This is a genomic window from Janibacter zhaoxuefangae (assembly GCF_050271985.1).
Taxonomy (GTDB): domain Bacteria; phylum Actinomycetota; class Actinomycetes; order Actinomycetales; family Dermatophilaceae.
On the sequence record NZ_CP189849.1, the window covers coordinates 2,743,928 to 2,758,249 of the forward strand.

At 71.1% G+C, this 14,322-nt stretch carries 15 protein-coding genes; 9 read left to right on the plus strand and 6 right to left on the minus strand.

The genetic code is table 11. The annotated features are described in order from the left end of the window. Positions 1-23: 23 nt before the first annotated feature. The 4 genes from ACQBAS_RS12940 to ACQBAS_RS12955 form a co-directional block, all read right to left on the minus strand. Positions 24-1,334 carry a glycosyltransferase 87 family protein gene (locus ACQBAS_RS12940; protein ID WP_427384200.1) on the minus strand — a complete coding sequence of 437 codons (1,311 nt, stop codon included), beginning with the start codon at positions 1,332-1,334 and terminating at the stop codon, positions 24-26. A 2-nt stretch (positions 1,335-1,336) separates the two neighbouring features. After that, positions 1,337-3,601, minus strand: coding sequence for a transglycosylase domain-containing protein (locus ACQBAS_RS12945; protein WP_427384201.1), 2,265 nt, complete (start codon positions 3,599-3,601; stop codon positions 1,337-1,339). Positions 3,602-3,677: 76 nt separating this feature from the next. After that, positions 3,678-4,793: a hypothetical protein gene (locus ACQBAS_RS12950; protein ID WP_427384202.1), complete on the minus strand. Its 1,116-nt coding sequence runs from the start codon at positions 4,791-4,793 to the stop codon at positions 3,678-3,680. Continuing rightward, positions 4,790-5,353 (minus strand): SigE family RNA polymerase sigma factor, encoded by a 564-nt coding sequence (locus ACQBAS_RS12955; RefSeq protein ID WP_427384204.1) that lies wholly within the window; start codon positions 5,351-5,353, stop codon positions 4,790-4,792. Before ACQBAS_RS12955 ends, ACQBAS_RS12950 begins: the two co-directional genes overlap by 4 nt. Positions 5,354-5,695: 342 nt before the next feature. Between ACQBAS_RS12955 and ACQBAS_RS12960 the strand changes: the two genes are divergently transcribed. The 7 genes from ACQBAS_RS12960 to ACQBAS_RS12990 all read left to right on the plus strand — a co-directional run bounded on the left by ACQBAS_RS12960 (position 5,696) and on the right by ACQBAS_RS12990 (position 10,988). Beyond that, the gene (locus ACQBAS_RS12960) at positions 5,696-6,271 is read left to right on the plus strand and encodes a PadR family transcriptional regulator (protein WP_427384205.1); all 576 of its coding nucleotides are present in this window, start codon (positions 5,696-5,698) and stop codon (positions 6,269-6,271) included. Positions 6,272-6,275: 4 nt separating this feature from the next. Beyond that, positions 6,276-7,367: an inositol-3-phosphate synthase gene (locus tag ACQBAS_RS12965; RefSeq protein ID WP_427384206.1), complete on the plus strand. Its 1,092-nt coding sequence runs from the start codon at positions 6,276-6,278 to the stop codon at positions 7,365-7,367. A gap of 136 nt (positions 7,368-7,503) precedes the next feature. Continuing rightward, a complete protein-coding gene (locus ACQBAS_RS12970; RefSeq protein WP_427384207.1) occupies positions 7,504-8,208 on the plus strand; it encodes a DsbA family oxidoreductase in 705 nt (234 codons plus the stop codon). 43 nt (positions 8,209-8,251) lie between these two features. Then, complete coding sequence (locus tag ACQBAS_RS12975) at positions 8,252-8,626, plus strand: YidH family protein (RefSeq protein ID WP_427384208.1); 375 nt, start codon at positions 8,252-8,254, stop codon at positions 8,624-8,626. Between the two features lies 1 nt (position 8,627). Beyond that, complete coding sequence (locus ACQBAS_RS12980) at positions 8,628-8,996, plus strand: DUF202 domain-containing protein (RefSeq protein ID WP_427384210.1); 369 nt, start codon at positions 8,628-8,630, stop codon at positions 8,994-8,996. 214 nt (positions 8,997-9,210) lie between these two features. Further along, on the plus strand, positions 9,211-10,734 hold the full coding sequence (locus ACQBAS_RS12985) for a DEAD/DEAH box helicase (RefSeq protein ID WP_427384211.1): 1,524 nt from the start codon (positions 9,211-9,213) through the stop codon (positions 10,732-10,734). Between the two features lie 35 nt (positions 10,735-10,769). After that, positions 10,770-10,988 carry a biotin/lipoyl-binding carrier protein gene (locus ACQBAS_RS12990; protein WP_427384212.1) on the plus strand — a complete coding sequence of 73 codons (219 nt, stop codon included), beginning with the start codon at positions 10,770-10,772 and terminating at the stop codon, positions 10,986-10,988. 18 nt (positions 10,989-11,006) lie between these two features. Here the strand turns inward: ACQBAS_RS12990 and ACQBAS_RS12995 are convergent, their stop codons facing one another. Both ACQBAS_RS12995 and ACQBAS_RS13000 read right to left on the minus strand, forming a co-directional pair. Beyond that, on the minus strand, positions 11,007-11,561 hold the full coding sequence (locus ACQBAS_RS12995; protein ID WP_427384213.1) for a hypothetical protein: 555 nt from the start codon (positions 11,559-11,561) through the stop codon (positions 11,007-11,009). A gap of 33 nt (positions 11,562-11,594) precedes the next feature. After that, complete coding sequence (locus ACQBAS_RS13000; RefSeq protein WP_427384214.1) at positions 11,595-12,335, minus strand: PP2C family protein-serine/threonine phosphatase; 741 nt, start codon at positions 12,333-12,335, stop codon at positions 11,595-11,597. 208 nt (positions 12,336-12,543) lie between these two features. Here ACQBAS_RS13000 and ACQBAS_RS13005 point away from each other — a divergent pair, with 208 nt between their 5' ends. Both ACQBAS_RS13005 and ACQBAS_RS13010 read left to right on the plus strand, forming a co-directional pair. After that, on the plus strand, positions 12,544-13,662 hold the full coding sequence (locus tag ACQBAS_RS13005; protein WP_427384215.1) for an OmpA family protein: 1,119 nt from the start codon (positions 12,544-12,546) through the stop codon (positions 13,660-13,662). Continuing rightward, positions 13,659-14,261: a hypothetical protein gene (locus ACQBAS_RS13010; protein ID WP_427384217.1), complete on the plus strand. Its 603-nt coding sequence runs from the start codon at positions 13,659-13,661 to the stop codon at positions 14,259-14,261. The genes ACQBAS_RS13005 and ACQBAS_RS13010 overlap by 4 nt, the downstream gene beginning before the upstream one ends. Positions 14,262-14,322 lie beyond the last annotated feature (61 nt).

The following is a 14,322-nucleotide window of genomic DNA, read 5'->3' on the forward strand; positions in this document are numbered from 1 at the left end:
ATGGCGAAGGGGACGGGTCGATACTACCCGGCGGCCACCACGGCGCGGTAATCGTCGGTGTCCTCCACGGGCGGCGCGGGCGGCGCCGGACGCGCCTCGGGGCCAGGCGTGCTCGCGGCGCGCCAGATGACGAACCACACCATGGCCAGCCGGGCCAGCAGGGCCGTGCCGTACCACCCGGCGGGCAGGCCACGGTCAGGCACGGTCTGTGCCCCGATGTAGAGCCAGACGGCGCCGAGGTGGAGCAGCTCGACGACGGCCCAGGCCAGGTGCTCCCGCCAGGCCAGACCCGACACGATGACGAGCGGCAACAGCCACAGCGCCGCCTGGACCGGCACGGCCTTGCCGGTGACGATGACGACGCCGGCCACGACGACGGCCACCTGCGCCCACGTCGGCTGCCAGGGCGAGAGGCGGACGAAGGCAGCACCGAGCAGGACTGCCACGACCCAACCCACGAGCGGCAGCAGGGTGACGATCGGCCCGGGCAGCGGCTGCTCGAGCAACTGCGGGACCATCCACGGCGAGCCGTAACCGGGCGCGCTGTCGCGCCACGCCGCCCACGCGGCCGTCACGAGGTCCCGGTTGACGAGCAGGAGCGCCAAGGTCGTCGTGGATGCGGTGATGACCGCGACCCCGAACGAGGCAAGTGCATCCCGGAGGCGGCCCGCTCGCACCGCCCAGAGCAGCAGGGCGACGACGACGGCGATGACGTAGGTGCGCGAGAGGACGCCCGCTCCGAGCAGGAGCCCCGCCAGGAGCCAGTGGTCCCGACTCCACGCCCACATGGCCAACGCGACCGCGGCCACGGCGACCACGTCCGGCGAGAGCAGCGCGACACCGAAGATGATCGGGCTCAGGGCCAGTTGCGTGGCGAGATCCAGTCGACGCGGCCGCAGCGCCGCGGTGCACCACGTCGTGACCATGAGCAGGATCGTGGCGAGGACCGCCCAGAAGAGGAGGTACCAGCGGGTCTGGTCCAGGACCGTCCCGTCCGGGACGAGACCCCCGAGGGCCGCCATGACCAAGGCGGACAGCGGCGGCTGATCGAGATGGGCGTCGCCGGACAGGAGCGCCCCGACGCCACCCGACAGACCCCCGAGCTGGTACTGAGCCGGTAGGTCGGAGAAGCATCCCCGCCAGAACTGCTCGTCGCCGTTCCACCCCTTCGCCAGGCAGTGCCCCTGACGGAGCACGGCCGCGATGACCGGCACCGCGGTCATCGCGACGATGAGCGGGACGAGCCGGGCGAAGGTCGCCGACGCCGCGTAGCGGCCGACGGGGCCGCCCAGGAAAGCGGACTCCCGGGGCGGGAGCAGATCTGGGCGGGACACGACTACGACGCGCCCCCCGACGGAAGGGGCAGCGTCGGCTCGCTCGTCGTGGGCTTGCCTGTCCCCGGCGTCGTCGTGCTGGGCTCGGACGGCGGTGGTGTGCTCGTCGTCGAGGGCGGCGCGGTCGTCGTCGTCGTGCTCGACGTCGTGGTGGACGACGGTGTCGTCGTCGTCGTCGTGCTCGACGTCGTGGTGGAGGACGACGACGTGGTCGTCGGTTGCGTGGTCGTGGGCTGTGGCGCCACGGTCGTCGACGGCGGGAGAGGGGCCTGGGTCGTCGTCGTGGACGGGATGTCCTGCTGACGCGGCTGGACGTTGCCGGGGGCCGGCAGCGGCTTGATGTCGACGCCCTCGAGCGCCGCCATCATGAACTGCGTCCAGATCTGCACGGGCACTGTCCCACCGGTGAGCTCACCCACGCCGGGGACGTTGTGCATCTGGTTCTTGGCCTTGAGGCTGCCGTCGCCCTTGTAGATGCCGACGGCCGTCGAGAGCTGACCCGGGGTGAACCCGTCGAACCAGGCCGCGTAGTTGTCGCTCGTCGTGCCCGTCTTGCCGGCCGCGGGCCGGCCCAACTGGGTGGCGTACGCACCCGTGCCGCCCGAGGAGATGACCTGGCTCATGGCCTGGATGGCGTCGCGGGCCACGTCACCCTTGATGGTGCGCTTGACCGAGGGCTTCGCCTTGTAGTCGAGCTCGACGTTGCCCGTGCCGGTCACCTTCGCGATGACGTAGGGCCGGGCGCGCATGCCTTCGGCCGAGATCGTCGCGTAGGCGTTGGCCATGTCGAGGACTCGGACGTTGTCGGTGCCGAAGACGTTCGAGTAGTTGGCGCCGAGGTCGGTGGTGACACCCGCAGCGTCCGCCATCTCCTTGGTCTTCTTCGGGGTGGCCGCGACGTTCAGGCGCGCGTAGGCCGTGTTCGCGGAGAGCGCCGTGGCCTGCCGCAGGTCGAGGGTCCCGTACTGGTGGTCGTTGAAGTTGACCACCTTGCCGGCCCGCTCGTCCTCGGTCGCATCGGGGCGGTCGCTCTTGAACTCCTCGATGTACTGCGGGCTGTAGCCGGGGAACTGCGTCGACAGCGGGATGCCCGAGTCGAGGGCGGCGAGGAGGGTGAAGACCTTGAAGGTCGACCCGGCCTGCATCGAGGCGTCCGTGGCGGTGTTGAAGTAGCTGCCGGTCTCCCCGCCGTAGCGGGCGCCGCCGTAGAGCGCACGGATGGCGCCGTCGCCGGGCTGGATGGAGGCCAGGCCGACATGCAGGTCGGACGTGCCCTCCCCGGTCGGCATGTGCGCCTTGACGGCTGCCACCGCGGCGTCCTCGGCCTTCTTGTCGATCGTCGTGACGATCCGGTAGCCGCCCCGATCGAGCTCGGCGTCGGTCAACTTGAGCCGCGATCGCATCTCCTCGCGGACCATCTCCGTGATGAAGCCGATGTGGTTGGACTTGCCGCGCGAGGTGTCCGGCTTCCGCACCTTGGGGAACGTCGCCTTGGCGCGCTCGCCCGGGCTGATCCACCCCTCCGACTCCATCCCGTCGAGGACGTACTGCACGCGGTCCTGCGCGAGCTTCTTCTGCTCCGCGCCGATGCTCGGGTCATACAGCGACGGGCCTCGGATGACGGAGGCGAGCAGTGCCCCCTCGCTGACGGTGAGGTCCTCGACGTCCTTGTTGAAGTAGGCCTGCGAGGCGGTCTGGATGCCGTCGGCGCCGCGGCCGAAGTAGATGGTGTTGAGGTAGTCCTCGAGGATCTGGTCCTTCGAGAGCTCACCGTCGATCTTGAGCGAGATGAGGATCTCGCGCGCCTTGCGGGTGATGGTCTGGTCCTGCGAGAGGAAGTAGTTCTTGACGTACTGCTGGGTGATCGTCGAGCCGCCCTGGGTGGCGCCACCGCGCAGTCCCACCCAGACGGCGCGGGCGATGCCCGACGGCGAGATCCCCTGATTGCGGTAGAAGTTGCGGTCCTCGGCGGCGAGGAAGGCCTTCTGCACGTGATCCGGGATCTGCGTGATGTCGACGGACTCGCGGTTCACCTTCGCGATCCGGTCCATCTCCGTCTTGCCGTCCGAGTAGTACAGGACGGACGCCTGCGCGACGGCGGCGTCGTTCGGCTCCGGGGTGTCCGTCATGGCGTAGGCGGTGACGAGGGCACCGACCCCGAGGATCCCCAGGAGGAGGACGGCGATGAACGCGCGCCGGAGCCAGGGGCGGCGGGGCCGACGGGATCGGCGGGCACCGCGTGCGGCTCGGGTGGGTGTGCTCGACATGTGCTCTCTCAGACGAAGGGGGTGGGCGGACTCCCGTCGACAGTATGCCGAAGGCACCTGTCAGCCCGCCGAAATGTCAGTTGCGGGAGGTCCACCAGGCCTGTGGGCCCGAGGTGGCGAGGACGCCGCCGTCACGCACGAGGGTGACGGCCACCCACGAGCCCTCCGGCAGGGCGGGCAGGTGGCAACCGGTGCGAAGCGTGCCGCGCGCGGCGGACACCGCGGCGGAGGTCTGGGCCTCGCCCTCGCGGCCGACCACGACGCAGCGGGCGATCAGCCCCGTCGTGGACGACAGCCCACGCACCTCCGCGAGCACCTCACGGCACGGCGTCCCCACGGCGAGGCACGTCGTGCTCGCGGACCCGTCGACCTGTCGACCGGCATGGAGTCGACCGACGTCGACCCCGGCCAGGAAGGGGTTGGGGTTGGGGCCGTCCGACTTCGTGCTGGTGGAAGGGCTGCTGGTCGAGGTGCTGCTGGACGACGACGTCGTCGTGTTGTCGGTCGCCGTCATGGTGGCCGGAGGCGACACGGACGTCGTGCTCGTCGCCGTGGACGTCGGTGACGACGACGGCGTCTCAACGCCTCCCGTCGAACCCGCCGTGGTCGTCGGAGCGGGGACCTCGGGCGAGTCCGTCGGGACGTCGTGCGTCCCGTCGGCGCGAAGGTCGGGCACGCCGTCACCGACACCGAGGTCCGCGGGCGCGGCCGTGCCCACGCCCGCGAGGGTCTGCCACACGGACGTCGTCCCAGGCGTGGTCGGCGCGAGCGGGACCGCGGGCCCCGACGTCTCCGTCGAGGAGGACGTCGAGCGACCCGTCGCGCCCCCGGCCGCCGGCGGCTGGAGGCCGGTCGCCGACGTGCTCGGGTGGGGTTGGGCGACCGGCGGCGGGTCGTCGGGGCCCGTGAGGAGCACGACGGCCGCAATGGCGGAGGCCGCGAGGGCGAATCCGGCGGTGGTGAGCGCGGCGAGCCGGCCGACGACGGGGCCGCCGGCTGCGTGCGCCCCCACCGACCCACCGGCCGGTGTCATCGGGCTGGTCGTTTGCGCGGTTGCCGACGGGGCAGCCGCGGCCACCGCGCCGACCGACATCGTCATGGTCGCGGCGTCGAAGGTGACGCTGTCCGCCTTCGCGCGCAGGACCTCCCGGAGGCGCTCCTCCAGGGGATCGACCTCGTCGAGCGTGCTCACGTCAGGTCACCCCGCTCACGGAGTTGGGCCAGGCCGCGGCTCGCGGCCGCCCGGACGGTGCCGACGGCGACGCCCAGCGTCTCGGCGATGGTCTGGTCGTCGAGATCCTCGACGTAGCGGAGGACGAGGACGGCCCGCATCCGCGGGGGGAGGGTGGCGAGCAGACGCCAGAGCGCGTCGTCACTGTCGATCCGGCCCGTGCCGTCGGGAGCGACGACCGTGTCCATCACCCCGGCGTGCGGGTCACTGGGGCGCTCCCCGTGCCACTTGCGCCGCCGGCTCGAGGTGTACCGGTTGGCCATCATCGTCCGGACATACGCGTAGGGGCTGTCCGAGGCGGCCACGCGGGCCCACTTCCGGTGGACGTCGGCGAAGGTCTCCTGGAAGAGATCCTCGGCGTCGTGCTTCGACCCCGCGATCAGGTACGCCAGACGCATCAACGACTCCCCCCTCTCCGCGATGAACTCCTCGATCGACAGCCTCGCCGGCTGCTCCCTCAGGCCGGCGTCGAGGGACCACTGCGGCAGCGACGAGGTGGCGCTCAGCCGCTCGTCCGTCATGGTGCCCTCGCCTCTCCTGACGCTCCCGGATCACCCATCCGTTGCGCGTATCCGCGACGGGATGGCGCTGGGCTCCGGGTCGACCCATCATCCACCCCTCCGTGGTCCGACTCATGGTGCCATTGGCGCGACCTCTTGTGCAGGTGTCGGGACGATGAACGCGAGACATCGTCCCGATGTATCGGATCGATATATCCGTGTTACTTTTGTGACACGGCGGCATCCTTTCGGGCCGTCGACAGCTCGTCGTCAGATGCCGGCGAAGGTCGTGTCGTGGGAGGTGCCGTGCGTCGTCGTCAGTTGCTGGAGTTCGCCGTCCTCGGCCTCCTGCACGAGTCGCCCATGCACGGCTACGAGCTGCGTCGCCGGCTCAACGCCGCCCTCGGCGCCTTCCGGGCGCTGTCGTTCGGCACGCTGTATCCCTGCCTGCGGTCCCTCCTCGAGCAGGGCTTGATCACCGAGGAAGAGGAGACGGGCACCGGCACCGGCAAGCGCCAGCGCATCGTCTACGGCCTCACCCCCCGCGGCCAGGAACGCTTCCAGACCGTCATCTCCCGAGTCGACCCCGGCTCCTGGGAGGACGACGGATTCGACGTGCGCCTGGCCTTCTTCGCGCGGACCGAGACCGAGGTCCGGCTCCGCATCCTCGAGGGTCGGCGCTCCCGCCTCGAGGAACGGCTCGACACCGCCCGACAGACGTCGGCGAAGCATCGCGAGCGCCTCGACTCCTGGACGGCCGCCCTTCAGCGGCACGGCGAGGAGTCGACCGAGCGGGAGGTCCGATGGCTCAACGAGCTGATCGACGCCGAACGCAACGCACCCGGGCCCACGGCCCACGCCGCCCGAGCCGGTTCCCCGGACGGTGCGCATCCCCCGACTGATCCGTCAGACCACGGTCCGTCAGAAAGCAAGGAGTAGTTCCATGGGTTCCATCCGCGTCGCCATCGTCGGCGTCGGCAACTGCGCGAGCTCGCTCGTGCAGGGTGTCGAGTACTACAAGGACGCAGACCCGGCTGGCAACGTGCCGGGCCTCATGCACGTCCAGTTCGGTCCGTATCACGTGAAGGACGTCGAGTTCGTCGCCGCCTTCGACGTGGACGACAAGAAGGTCGGCAAGGACCTCGCCGAGGCCATCAACTCCTCGGAGAACAACACCATCAAGATCTCCGACGTCCCCACCACGGGCGTCACGGTCCAGCGTGGCCACACCCTCGACGGCCTGGGCAAGTACTACCGCCAGACCATCGAGGAGTCCGCTGCCGAGCCCGTCGACATCGTCTCCGTCCTCAAGGAGACCCAGGCCGACGTCCTCGTCTCCTACCTCCCCGTGGGCTCCGAGCAGGCCGACAAGTTCTACGCGCAGTGCGCCATCGACGCGGGCGTCGCCTTCGTCAACGCCCTGCCCGTCTTCATCGCCTCCGACCCGGAGTGGGCCGCCAAGTTCGAGGCCGCTGGCGTCCCGATCATCGGTGACGACATCAAGTCCCAGGTCGGCGCGACGATCACGCACCGCGTCATGGCCAAGCTCTTCGAGGACCGCGGCGTCACGCTGGACCGCACGTACCAGCTCAACGTCGGCGGCAACATGGACTTCAAGAACATGCTCGAGCGCGAGCGCCTCGAGTCCAAGAAGGTCTCCAAGACCCAGGCCGTCACGTCCAACCTGACCGGCTCCCTCGCCGGCCTCAAGGACTCCCGCAACGTCCACATCGGCCCGTCCGACTACGTCGCGTGGCTCGACGACCGCAAGTGGGCCTACGTCCGCCTCGAGGGTCGCGCCTTCGGTGACGTCCCGCTCAACCTCGAGTACAAGCTCGAGGTCTGGGACTCGCCCAACTCGGCCGGCATCATCATCGACGCCATCCGCGCGGCGAAGATCGCCAAGGACCGCGGCATCGGCGGCGCCCTGCTCTCCGCGAGCTCCTACCTCATGAAGTCCCCGCCGGAGCAGCGTCCCGACGACATCGGTCGCGCGCGTCTCGAGGCCTTCATCGAGGGCACCGAGCAGCGCTGACCTGACCGACGTCAGCACGAAGGCGACCCCGGACGATCCGTCCGGGGTCGCCTTCGTCGTCCCGTCAGCCACTCCGCGGCACGTCGATTCAGCAACTCGGTGGAATGTTCAACGACGTCGTGGGGTTGTCGACGCCATGAAGATCGACATCTGGTCCGACGTCGTGTGCCCGTTCTGCTACGTCGGCAAGCGCCACCTCGAGCAGGCGCTCGAACAGTTCCCGCACGCCGACGACGTCGAGATCGAGTGGCACTCCTTCGAGCTCGACCCCAACGCCGAGAACAAGCCCGAGGGGTCGCTCGTCGACGCGCTTGCGGCGAAGTACGGGATGAGCACCGAGCAGGCCACGGCCAGCCAGGAGCAGCTCGCCGCGCGCGCCGAGGCCGTCGGCCTCGACTTCCAGTGGCGGCAGGCCAAGCTGTCGAACACCTTCGACGCGCACCGCCTCATCCACCTGGCCAAGTCCCTCGGCCGGCAGGACGCGATGAAGGAGCGGCTCCTGCGCGCGTACTTCTCCGAGGGTGAGCCCGTCGGCGACACCGACACCCTCGTGCGTCTCGCCACCGAGATCGGCATCGACGAGGCGGTCGCGCGCGAAGCGCTCGTCTCCGGCGCCCACGCCGAGGACGTCCGCCGCGACGAGGCCCAGGCGCGTGCCTACGGCATCAGTGGGGTCCCGTTCTTCGTCATCGACGAGAAGTACGGCATCTCCGGCGCCCAGCCGACCGAGGTCTTCGAGCAGGCGCTCGACCAGGCCTGGACCGAGGCCCACCCGCTGACGATGGTCACCCCGGCCGGTGCGAGCAACGCGAGCTGTGACGGGGACGGCTGCAGCATCTGAGTCTCGCTCCGCTCGGCGATCTGAGCCTCGCTACGCTCGAGGCGTGACCGAGACCCGCAAGCCGACCAGCGTCTACGGCGTCGGCACCGAGCCGGACCCGCGCTTCAGCCTCGCGAACGAGCGCACCGCCCTGGCGTGGATGCGTTCCGCCCTGGCCCTCGTCGGTGGCGGGGTGGCGATCATCTCGCTCGCCGGCTTCGCCGAGGTGCCCGAGTGGGCCCCGCTCATTGGGGCTGGCTCCTGCCTGGGCGGGGCCGCGCTCGCCGTGCGTGCGGTGCGCGGCTGGGCACGGGCCGAACGCGCCCTGCGACTGCGCGAGCCGCTCCCGTCACCCCGCTCGTTGCCGTTCCTGGCGATCGGCGTGAGCCTCTTCGCCGCCGCCACCCTGGCCCTCGCGCTCGTCGAGATCCTGGGCTGACGTGTTCCCGCGCCGACGTCGGCGAGCGGTCGGGGTGCCGCGGACCGTCCCGCTGCCCGCCCGCGACAATCTCCAGCCCGAACGCACCGCGCTGGCCTGGCAACGCACGGGGGTCTCCACCCTCGTCCTCCCGCTGCCCCTGCTGGCCATCGCCCTCCACCACGAGAGGTGGACCGCCGTGGCCGGGCTCGCCGTCGTCACCATCGCGGCGGCGTTCGCCGTCGGGGGCGTGCGATTCCGCTTCGCCGAACTGCTCGACGACGACACCCATCACTCCCCCTACGGGCTGATGACCACGATCGCCACGGTGGCGGGCGGGGCCGGCGCGGTCGGGGCGACCTTCGGCATCGTGTTGGCGGCCCTGCGCTGACCTGCGAGCTGCACCGACATCCCCGCGGACGCCTGCGTGGTCGGGACATCCGCCACAGTGCTCTAGGATGGGTCGTGGCAGCCCGCTCCGTCTTGCCTCGGGCTGCTCGGTGATGTGGACGCGATTCCGCGAGCCCCGCTCCCCCGGACAACGATGATCGGGCGTGTGAGCGGGCCGGGCGAGACACTTCACCTCTCTCTACGGAGCTCTTTTCTTGTCCATTGACACTTTTGCTGCCCTCGGCGTGCCCGCGAACCTCTGCGACATCCTCGCCAAGCAGGGCATCACCACCCCCACCCCGATCCAGGCCGCCACGCTGCCCGACTCGCTGGCCGGACGCGACGTCCTCGGCCGCGGCCGCACCGGCTCTGGCAAGACGTACGCCTTCCTCCTGCCCCTCGTCGCCCGCCTCGTGGCCTCCGGCCGCAAGCGCCGCCCGACCGGCGCCCGCTCGCTCATCCTCGCGCCGACCCGCGAGCTCGCCGGCCAGATCGAGGCCAGCCTCGCGCCGCTCGCGCAGGCCAGCGGCCTGACGACGCAGACGATCTTCGGTGGCGTCGGTCAGAACCCGCAGGTCCGCGGCATGCGTCCCGGCGTCGACGTCCTCGTGGCGTGCCCCGGCCGCCTCCAGGACCTCATCAATCAGAAGCACGTCGACCTCGGCGCCGTCGAGATCACGATCCTCGACGAGGCCGACCACATGGCCGACCTCGGCTTCCTCCCCGTGGTGCGGCGCCTGCTCGACCAGACGCCGCGTGACGGCCAGCGCCTCCTCTTCTCCGCGACCCTCGACGCCGGTGTCGACGTCATCGCCAAGCGCTACCTCAGCAACCCGGTGACCCACCACGCCGACTCGGCGCAGTCGCCGGTCAGCGCCATGAGCCACCACGTGCTGCACGTCGCGCCGGGCGACCGCCTCCCGGTCATCACCGACCTCGCGGCCGCCCCCGGCCGGACGGTCGTCTTCACCCGGACCAAGCACGGCGCGAAGAAGCTCGCGAAGCAGCTCAACGCCGCCGGTGTCTCGTCGGTCGAGCTGCACGGCAACCTCAGCCAGGGCGCGCGCACGCGCAACATGGACGCCTTCCACTCCGGTGCCGCGACGACCCTCGTGGCGACCGACATCGCCGCGCGCGGCATCCATGTCGACGACGTGGCCCTCGTCGTGCACGCCGACCCGCCGGTCGAGCACAAGGCCTACCTGCACCGCTCGGGCCGCACGGCTCGCGCCGGTGCCGAGGGCACCGTCGTGACGATGATGACCGACGACCAGGTGCGCGATGTCCGCGCCCTGACGAAGGCGGCCGGCATCCGGCCCACCACGACGAGGGTCGACCCTCGCCACGCGCTGCTCAGTGAGCTGGCGCCCGGCGAGCGCGTCTTCATCGAGGGTGGCGCCCAGCCGGTCGCCGCACCGGAGCAGCAGCGTCCCGCCCGTCAGGGTGGCGGCGCGCGCGGCGGTCAGGGTCGCGGCGGTGCTGGCCGTGGCGGTCAGGGCGGCGGCGCCCGTGGCGGTCAGGGTCGCAGCGGTCAGGGTCGCAGCGGCGAAGGTCGTGGCGGTCAGGGTCGCAGCGGCGAAGGTCGCAGCGGTGAGAGCCGCGGCGGTCAGGCCGGCAGCACGCGCGGCGGCCAGGCCGGCGGTCGCGGAGGTCGCTCCGGCGGTCAGCGCGGCGGCTCGTCCTCGGGCAGCGCCGTCGCCTTCTCGACGAGTTCGCACGCGGGTTCCCGCGGCCGCTGAGGGCTTACCGGCCGGTAGTCCCTAGGGTGACGCTCATGGCTCACCACGTCGTCTCCGATCTCGTCGCCAATGTCATCGGTATCCATGTCCACGTCGGGGATTCGGTCGAGGTGGGCGACGAGATCGCCCTCCTGGAATCGATGAAGATGGAGATCCCGGTCCTGACCGAGATCGCCGGCATCGTCACCGACGTGAAGGTGGAGCTCGGCGACGTCGTCCAGGAGGGCGACATCCTGGCCATCGTCACCGACTGAGTCAGCTCAGCCCGAGGATCACCGCAGGCTGGTGACCCCGGACCGCGGTCGGCCCAGCAGCCGCGCGGCGATGATCGAGGCGAGTCCCAGGCCCAGTGCCAGGACTCCGAGGGTCAGCGCCAGCAGGCGCACGCCGTCGGTGAGGCCGCCGAAGGTCGAAGCCGCACCGACGGCCATCTCACCGGCGGCCTCCGGCTGGGCGCACTCGAGGCGCTCACCGGTCGAGACCTGGCTGACGGTGAAGATCGGCACGAGACGCACCCCGTCGAGCACGACCGGTTCCTCGCTCAGGGCGCCGAGCGCCGACATTCGGGCTCGGCTCTGCTCACTTCCACTGCTCGAGAGCAGTCGGCAGCCGAGCACGTGGTGGTCCTCCACGGCCTGGCTGCCGTAGACGGTCACCGACCCGCCGAGCAGACCGGGGTCGGGCAGTGCGAAGGACGTGCCGTCGACGGCCATGGCCGAGGCCGTGTCCCGGGCGGGCAGGAACATGGCCACCAGGAGCAGGAGAACACCGCCCGCTGCCACGATCGCGCCGGAGACGGTGAAGAAGAGGCGGGTCGCGGGAGTCACCCGGCCATCAGACCACGGGTGACGGCTCGGGGCTCAGTCGGCCCCGGGCACGCCGACGACGATGACGGTCACGTTGTCGTGGCCCCCCGCCGCGACTGCTGCGGCCACCAGGGCCCCAGCCGCGGGTTGCGAGCGCGGGTTCTCCCGGAGCACGGTGGCGATGGCCGCGTCGTCGAGTTCGTCGTTGAGTCCGTCGGAGCACAGGACGAAGCGCTCGCCCGGGACGGGCGGGAGCACGAGGACGTCCGGCGCCGCCGCGGGGTCGAGTCCGAGAGAGCGCGTGATGATGTTGCGCAAGGGGTGGACCCGGGCCTGCTCGCGGGTCAGCAGGCCCTCCTCGACGAGTTCCTGGACCTCGGAGTGATCGATCGTCACCTGCGCCAGCACGTCGTCGGCCCAGCGGTAGACCCGCGAGTCCCCGATGTTCACGATCGCCCAGTCGCCGCTCCCCAGCTGCACGAGGCCGGTGGCCGTCGTGCCCATCCCGCGCCGACCCGGCTGGGACCTGGCCGCCTCGAGAATGGCGTCGTTGGCGTCGTCGACGGCACGATCGATGTCCTCGACCGTGAGGTCGGTGCGCCCGACGAGGGCGCGGAAGGTCGCGATGGCCGTGGCGCTCGCCACCTCGCCGGCGGCGTGCCCGCCCATCCCATCGGCGACGACGTGGACCGTGCCGTCGGCGAGCCAGGCGTCCTCGTTGTGGTCACGGACCCGACCGACGTCCGTGGCGACACCCACGTCGAGGGCGCGCGGCCGGGCGGAGGTGTTGGTCATGATGCGCCGCATCCTCCCACCGTTCCGCGACCCGGCACCACCCCCACTCTCTCCCTGGCCCCCTTCCCCCGTCATCGGCCGCTCCCGTCCCCGGCCCACCGGCCCGGGAGGCGCCGGATGGCCGACTCTCGGCGGGGCGGGCGGGAGAGGCAGCCTCCGCGGGTCGTTCCGATTGGTGTCTGAAATGTACTGACATAGGCTGTTCGGCATGACGAACGAGAACCAGCAGGGGGCACCTGTGACTCGACGCCACCGACGATCCGCCCTGGGAGCACTGGGGGCCGTCGCGCTCGCCGGCGCCCTGGGGCTCGGCGCCGCACCGGCCCAGGCCGAGGACGAGGTCCCCATCCTCGGGCAGGCACCCGGCATCTCCGACCGCGCCACCGACAAGGCCGACCAGAAGTCCCTCCTGACCCTGCACGGCGTGCGTCGCGTCGAGGGTGGCACGGTCGTGTACTACTCGCTCGGGTGGCTGCCCGGCTCCCGGGCGGGCGACGCCGCCGACCTCACGCACACCCTCAACGCCGGCGGTCTCAACCTCGGTCGCGGGGCGCGCACCGGGGAGACGGACGACGTCGCCGTCATCGACCAGGCGGGCGCCAAGGCCTACGTGCCGCTGGTCAAGGACACGGAGTGTCTCTGCAGCGACTTCATCCAGGCGCTCACCACCGCACCCAAGGTGGGCACGATGTACGTCCTCCACGCCGTCCTTCCGCCTCTGCCGGAGAGCCTCACCGAGGCCAGCGTTCTTGTCGGAGGGCGCATCTTCACCGACGTCCCGATCGAGGACGGCGCCCTCACGCCCGAGGTCGACACCAGCGCCGACGACGCTCCCCCCGTCGTCGTCGGAACCGGGTGGCCCAAGGTCGACCCGGCCACCATCGCCTCCGCCACGGATGTCGAGAAGTCCGTGCTGCCGCTGACCGAGCACCGGACGCTGCTCAAGGCCGCCGTGAGCACCCGCAAGCAGGGCACGAAGTCCTCGATCGACATCGCCGCCGACGTCCTCTTCGACGTCGACCAGGCCACGCTGACGGCGAAGGCCAAGAAGGAGATCGCCGCGGCGGCCACGGAGTACACCCGCAGCGGCGGTGGGTCCGCCCTGACGATCACCGGCCACACCGACGCCGATGGCGCGGACGCGCACAACCAGGACCTGTCGGAGCGCCGAGCCGAGGCGGTGGCGAAGGCCATCCGCCCGCTGCTGCCCAAGGGCACGCGCATCACCACGGCGGGCAAGGGCGAGACCGACCCCATCGCGAGCAACGAGACGACGAGCGGCAAGGCCCTCAACCGACGCGTCACCCTCACGGGAGGCACCAAGTGACCAACCGATCCACACTCCGGTCCGCGACCGCCGTGGTCGCCGTCGCCGCCGCCGTCACGCTGAGCGCGTGCTCCGGGGACGAGACGCCGGCCGACCCCACCTCGGGCGACCAGACGAGCACGAGTTCCTCCGCCGACGGCTCCGAGACGGCTGGCGGTCAGGACCGCAGCGCCGAGGTCGTGGCCGCCTTCAAGGAGCCCACGGTCCTCGGCAGCATCTCCGGGAAGGCCAAGACCCCGCTGGGGGGTCAGGAACTCACGCTCGACATCACCGGTCTCCGCACGGGGCCGACCGGCACGGTGTTGTCCTACGCCGTCAGCACGAAGGCGAGCAGCCTCCCCGGGATCGGGCGGGCGGAGTGGGCCCTGCAGCCGCGGCTGACGGTCAAGGCGTCCAATGCCTACTGGAACCCGTCGACGGTCACGGCTCCCCGCAAGGACGGGACCGAGGCCGAGCTCTGCGTCTGTAGCGGCACCCTCGGCGCCGGGCCGGTGTCGACGCCCCAATACGCCTACTATCCGGCCCTGCCGGACGGCGTCGACTCCGTCGCCGTCTCCCTCCCGGGCCTCAAGCCGGTGACGGTGCCCGTCACGCGCTGACCGCAGCACACACCCCATCACGACGAAGGGGGCCGTGGGAATCGGCTGATTCCCACGGCCC